Raw genomic sequence first — 4230 nt, forward strand, 5'->3', positions numbered from 1 at the left:
ACTATTGTTCGCAATAAGTACATTGCCGAAATAAAAGACAAAATAAACAGTAAATAGGACAAGAAGTGGAGCAATACTTACTAATAAGCTTGTTGCCCGTCTATTAAAAAACACAAACAGTAAAGGGAAGCACAAATAAAAAAGCATTTCAGTCCCGATAGACCAACCACCAGGAACAATTGAATTATTTGCAGGAGGAAATAAACCGTGAAGAAAAAATACATTCGCAGCAGTATTCAGAACGCTATACTGCTCAGGAATAACTAAGTCACCAGCCTTTATACTTGCCATCAAGGAGCGATACGTAAAATACCCAATAATTCCAAGATAATATACGGGTACAATTCTGAAAAACCTTCGCGTATAAAAGCTCAGTAATGGGCGAGATTCACCACTTCGCCGATCAAATGACATACATAGAGTATAGGCGGAAACAACGAAAAAGAGTTGAACGCCCATTTGTCCGTATTTAGCCATGTAACCAAGCCAACCTTCGATGATGCCTACACTATGAGAGGTGTGTACGCCAATCACCATGATTATGGCAACCCCTCTAAGTGAGTCTATATAATCATGCTTCATTCTAGGTATTAGTCATAAAGCAGAAATCAACACCCTACTTAGTAGCTTGAGTTAATACATCAGTCAAATGTGAAGCAACTGCATCCATCTGTTCAGACGTTATAGTTGGATGAATCAATAACATAAGGCTCGTCTCACCTAACTCCTTTGCCATTGGTAGACTTTCCTTAGGTTGAAAAGGGGTATTATCAAAAGCTTTCTCTAAATACACTTCAGAGCAACTTCCTTGCATTGCGGGAACGCCAAGTTCATTTAACGTGTTAACAATTTTATCTCGGGTCCAACCATCAGCAAGCTGATCAAGCTCAACAAAGACATAGAACTTGTAATTGGCATGCTCAATATAATCTGGAACGTTTGGTACTCGAATACAAGGAAAGTTTCGACACACCTTTACCAACTTACCAGCATGTTCATTTCTAACTCTAGTCCACTCAGCCATTCTAGTTAGCTGAATACGTCCTATAGCAGATTGCATCTCAGTTAAACGCCAGTTTGTACCAAATGATTCATGCAACCAACGGAAACCAGGAGGGTGTTCTCTGTTATATACCGCATCGTAACTCTTACCGTGATCTTTATAAGACCACATAAAATTCCATAGGTTCTTATCATTTGTCGTAACCATGCCACCTTCACCGCCAGTAGTCATGATCTTATCCTGGCAAAAAGACCAAGCGCCAACATGACCTATCGAACCTACGGATTTCCCTTTATATCTAGCACCATGAGCTTGAGCACAATCTTCGATGACCTTAAGAGCATGTTTTTCAGCTAAAGCCATAATACCATCCATCTCACAGGGCCACCCGGCGAGATGAACACAAATGATAGCTTTAGTTTTATCCGTAATTACTGCTTCAATCGTTTCGGGCGATATATTTTGCGAATCTCGATCAACATCCGCAAACACTGGAGTTGCACCAGCGGTAACAATTGAACTAATAGATGCTATAAATGTTCGAGAGGTCACTATAACTTCATCCCCAGCCCTAATACCAAGTCCCTTAAGAGCTAAGTCCAACGCTGTCGTTCCATTTGAAACGGCTATGGCATATTCACAGTCCGCAAACTTAGCGAATCCTTTTTCAAACTCTCTCCCTTCTTGGCCAGTCCAGTAGTTCACTTTGTTAGATAAAAGAACTTTCTGCACAGCATCAGCCTCTTCTTGGGTAAAAGAAGGCCAAGGAGATAAACTTACTTTAGACATAAAACAACCATTGGAATAATAGGACTTTAGTACTAGCTTAAGGTTAGTTAAGCCACTAATGTAAAACCGTTCTGACTATATAATTAATGTCCTGTTTGAACGACCAGACACGAATATAATCGACATTTATTCTAACCTTATCAGGGAAAATAACATCACGATTATAAGCTTCAGGGTCTTCCTGAGCAGCCAAAATTTCTTCTTCATTTCGGTATTTTAGCGTAGCAGGCCCAGTGATCCCAGGTCTTAGGGACAGTACCGCACGTTCTTCGCCTTGGAGTTTATCCGCAAAACCTGGCACATCAGGTCTAGGACCAACAAAGCTCATCTGACCAAGTAAAACATTCCATAATTGAGGCAATTCATCGATCTTAGTTTTTCTGAAGAATGCGCCTAACGACGTAATCCGAGGGTCACCACTTTGTGTTACTGTCGTATCCAAGCCCTTAATAGGTCGCATCGTCTTTATTTTAACAACTTTAAAGACTCTACCATTTTTTCCTACACGCCCTTGAACAAAAAATCCATTGCTACGAGTGTCAAACGAAGCGGTAATATAAGCAATGATTATCAGCCACCACAAAGCTAACAAACCTAAAAAAGCGACGATAAAGTCGAAGCTCCTTTTTTGAAAACTCTGATATGTACTGAGAGCTGGGAGGCTAGAACTATTAGAGGTAACCATAACGCTTCAAAGTCTCCCCCACTAATTCCTCTAAGCCCTTAACATCTTCAACACCTAGAGCCACTCTACCTTTACCCAAGCTTTTATTAGAAACACCACTTACAGACTCAGCAATAACTTCTTCAGGTAGATCAACTTCTAAGAAATCAAGGATTTTAGCTAACTCCCTCGATGGCTCAGTGACAAAGTCTTCGTACTTAACACGAACAACCTGGTCTTCAGAGAACTTAGACAGTTCAGCTTCAGACTTATCCACGCAACGCTGCCATTGCAAAGCACAAACTTCATTTAACGAGTGTGCCTCCAACGTTTCTTGCATGTCATCTAAAGCAGGTCCCCAGAACGCTAAACGACTATCTTTCGAAAAAAACCGATAAACCCGAGCCCACAAGTATCGTAATGCATAATATGGCAAATCACTCTTAGGTACATAGCGAACTTTTTCCAATATGTATGGTATATCTAATTTCGCGGTCCATCTAAGCTTTGCGGAGCCAGTTGCGTCTATACCGTCACGGTAGATAAATATGTATTTAGCATCGGGTAAAACCTCTTTTACAAAATCTACTCTAAGAGAGTTTGCACAGGTTTTCTCAATTACCATCGGAGAGTTATATTCTTTAGAAATTGCCGAAAACTTGCTACGTATATATTTCTTGATACTTGGCGTCACCTTGTTCGCAGGTATTTCATCTGACGGATGTTTCACGTTGCCATGACGCCAAATGTAATTGATCTCATCACAAGGCCAAGTACATATCCCATCAAAACTAGTCAAGACATCCCTTAACATATTAGTTCCCGATCGTGGTGCGCCAACAATCACTACCGGCTTAAAATCCCCGTGTCCCAAAATCATAACTCCTTTAATTCATGAGACCACTTTTCCAGACATGTCTCAATCTCAAATAATTCTTTATATGTAGCTTTTGCATTTTCTGAGAAAGTCAGACACTTTTCTCTATTATTTGCAAGTTCAGTTAACCTATACACTAACGCAGCTTTATCGTTTATCGGAGAACTAACGCCAATTTGCCTAGTTTCCACCATCTTTGCTAATTCGCTGTCCTGCTCAACAACAGAGAAAATTGGGCAGCCTTGCTCTAAATAGGTTAATGTCTTGCTTGGATAAGCATATCGAATGATCTCAGGCGTTAGACAAACAATACCGAAATCTGCAGCCTGCATTGCCCGTTTTGCAATCGATATTGGCTGGTGAGAGACAAAATGAATCAAATCTTTTGCTGGGCCAGAGTTAGCTAGCTTTGTGATTTCAGGTAATGCAGCACCTTCACCCATGAACACAAGTTCGACGTGCGTATTTCCACTCTGAACAAGTTCATGAATTGCTTCAACAAATAACTCCAAGCCTTGGAAGCGACCAATATTTCCGGCAAAAAACAGTCTCAACTTATCTTTTGATTTGACTTCAAACCAATCACTTTTAGAATTACTCAATTTATCTTCTGAAGGCAAACTAAAGTTATTAATAACACTAACTTTACTAACCAAAGAGGCATCACGTTTTCCGATTGCCTTACGCATATCTTCCGACAAAACAATGATACGACTCGCTCTTCTACAAGTAGCGATATCAATACGTTCTAAAGCTCTGTAGACCGTAGGATTAGAAAATTCACCTGATAATTTACCAATCTCGGGATGTAAATCCATACAATGATAAATGAGCTTTGCTCCGGTTAAACGAGATGCAATGTTTGCCGCAAAGCCAGGAACTACAGGTGGAGCTGTA

The 4230-nt window shown here is 40.3% G+C and carries 5 protein-coding genes; all 5 read right to left on the reverse strand.

Features of this window, described 5'->3' with window-relative positions; translation table 11 throughout:
• The coding region (locus A3761_RS14400; protein WP_156491855.1) for an acyltransferase at nt 1-582 on the reverse strand (582 nt) is incomplete at its 3' end.
• Between the two features lie 34 nt (nt 583-616).
• Nucleotides 617-1792 carry a DegT/DnrJ/EryC1/StrS aminotransferase family protein gene (locus tag A3761_RS14405; protein WP_068739856.1) on the reverse strand — a complete coding sequence of 392 codons (1176 nt, stop codon included), beginning with the start codon at nt 1790-1792 and terminating at the stop codon, nt 617-619.
• Between the two features lie 55 nt (nt 1793-1847).
• Nucleotides 1848-2477: a sugar transferase gene (locus tag A3761_RS14410; RefSeq protein ID WP_082870252.1), complete on the reverse strand. Its 630-nt coding sequence runs from the start codon at nt 2475-2477 to the stop codon at nt 1848-1850.
• Entirely contained in the window at nt 2464-3330 is an 867-nt protein-coding gene (locus A3761_RS14415; RefSeq protein ID WP_231878244.1) for a sulfotransferase, read from the reverse strand. Before A3761_RS14415 ends, A3761_RS14410 begins: the two co-directional genes overlap by 14 nt.
• Before the next feature lie 2 nt (nt 3331-3332).
• A partial coding sequence (locus tag A3761_RS14420; protein WP_156491856.1) for a glycosyltransferase family 4 protein occupies nt 3333-4230 on the reverse strand: 898 nt, incomplete at its 5' end.

This window comes from Oleiphilus sp. HI0123 (genome assembly GCF_001635315.1).